The 1,474-nt window shown below is 69.3% G+C and carries 2 protein-coding genes and 1 pseudogene; all 3 read left to right on the top strand.

Annotated features, from left to right (window positions below; genetic code table 11):
* Positions 1-203, top strand: a pseudogene (locus DD1DGNOD_RS04895) (hypothetical protein); the annotation flags it as partial.
* A gap of 22 nt (positions 204-225) precedes the next feature.
* Positions 226-507 (top strand): CRISPR-associated endonuclease Cas2, encoded by a 282-nt coding sequence (cas2, locus tag DD1DGNOD_RS04890; protein WP_131765430.1) that lies wholly within the window; start codon positions 226-228, stop codon positions 505-507.
* 409 nt (positions 508-916) lie between these two features.
* Positions 917-1,429 carry a CRISPR system precrRNA processing endoribonuclease RAMP protein Cas6 gene (gene cas6 / locus DD1DGNOD_RS04885; protein ID WP_131765429.1) on the top strand — a complete coding sequence of 171 codons (513 nt, stop codon included), beginning with the start codon at positions 917-919 and terminating at the stop codon, positions 1,427-1,429.
* The last annotated feature ends 45 nt before the right edge of the window (positions 1,430-1,474 follow it).

Genomic DNA, 1,474 nt, shown 5'->3' with positions numbered 1-1,474 from the left:
ACCCGAACCAGGGCTGCCGGATGGCCGCCGACGCCCGCCACGCGTTCATCACCGCCTACGAGAAGCGGATGCTCACCCTCACCACCCACCAACCCAGCGGACGACGAGTCTCCTACCGAGTCGCCCTGTCGTTGCAGGCCAAGGCCCTCGCGCGTGCCCTGCGCGACCCGGGCGAGCCGTACGTCCCGCTACGATGGAAGTGATCAGGGTAGGCGTGAGACTCCGATGATCGTACTGGTCTGCTACGACATCGTCAGCGACCATCGTCGTGAGGACGTCGCCACACTCCTGTCCGGCTATGGCCCACGGGTGCAGTTGTCGGTGTTCGAGTGCGAGGTCCGCTCCACCGACGAGCTGCGGAAGCTGAAGGCGGAGCTGCGGGACCGCATCGACACTCTCACCGACCAGATCCGGATCTACCCGACCACCGAGACGACCTTCAGTGAACGCCACGTCATTGGCGCCCGCACCGTGGAAGAACGCTCCGACTACTGGATCGTCCGATAGCCACGAAGCGGCCGATCTCCCGGGATGAAGTCCCTGATGGGACGAAGTGCCGGCAGGGGTTGGAACGGACGCGGCTACTCTGGGCATCAGGATTACGGGTCTGTGTGGGCTGTATGGGGGGCGGGTATTATGCCGGTTTCGCTGACGCTGAGGTTCACAACTCCGCCACGTCCGCCGTCGCCACGCCAGTTACTCGGCGCTGCCGCGCAGCTTTTCGAAACCGCTGACTCCGACCATCACGCGGAGACCAAGCCGTTCGCGGTCGGCCCGATCATGCCCTCGCCCGGCCCGGGCGTGCTATCCACAGGCTCCGGGGGTTCCGTGGGCCTCAGGGATTCCGCAGGCCCCGCGGGCTCCATGGGTTCCGCGAGCTCTCCCGCGACAACGGTCTGGCGGCTGGGCTGGCTCGGTGACGGCGACCTGCCGCAGGCCTGGCCACCGCGGACGGTCCGTTTCGGGGCCGTGCGAGCAGCGGGTCACCGGGTTCGACGCGGACCCGTGGCCGTTCGCGCGGCTGGCGTCGGCCGGGCCGACGCGGCGCGTCCGGCTGCGGATGCTCACGCCGACGTTCTTCTCCCGCAACGGCCGGGACCTGCCACTACCCGAACCGGTGCTGATCGTGCGCTCGCTGCTCACCCGCTGGAACGCCCACGCTCCGGCCGCCCTGGCGATCGGCGACGACGGCGCGCGTGAGCTGGTCGGCGCGGTGTTCCTGGAGGCCGTGTCCGGCGCGAGCCGACAGGTTTCGGTCACCGAGCAGATCCGGCAGGTCGGGTTCGTGGGCGATGCCGAGCTGCGCCTGCTGAAGACGGCGTCCGCGGCCGACGTCTTCGGCGCGCTGACGCGGTTCGCGGCCATCGTCGGGGTCGGCGCGCAGGCCACCCACGGCTTCGGCGCGGTCGAGGTGACTCCGGTCAGGTGACATCGGCCAAGTGATGCCGGCCAAGTGATGCCGGCCGATCCGGTG

The organism is Candidatus Protofrankia californiensis, assembly GCF_900634765.1.
GTDB lineage: Bacteria > Actinomycetota > Actinomycetes > Frankiales > Frankiaceae > Protofrankia > Protofrankia californiensis.
Note: the sequence above shows the minus strand (reverse complement) of the source record. Positions and strands in the feature narration are given on the sequence as shown.

Coding starts and splice junctions, on each gene's coding strand:
- cas2 (WP_131765430.1), top strand. CDS start 226: ATGATCGTACTGGTCTGCTACGACATCGTCAGCGACCATCGTCGTGAG.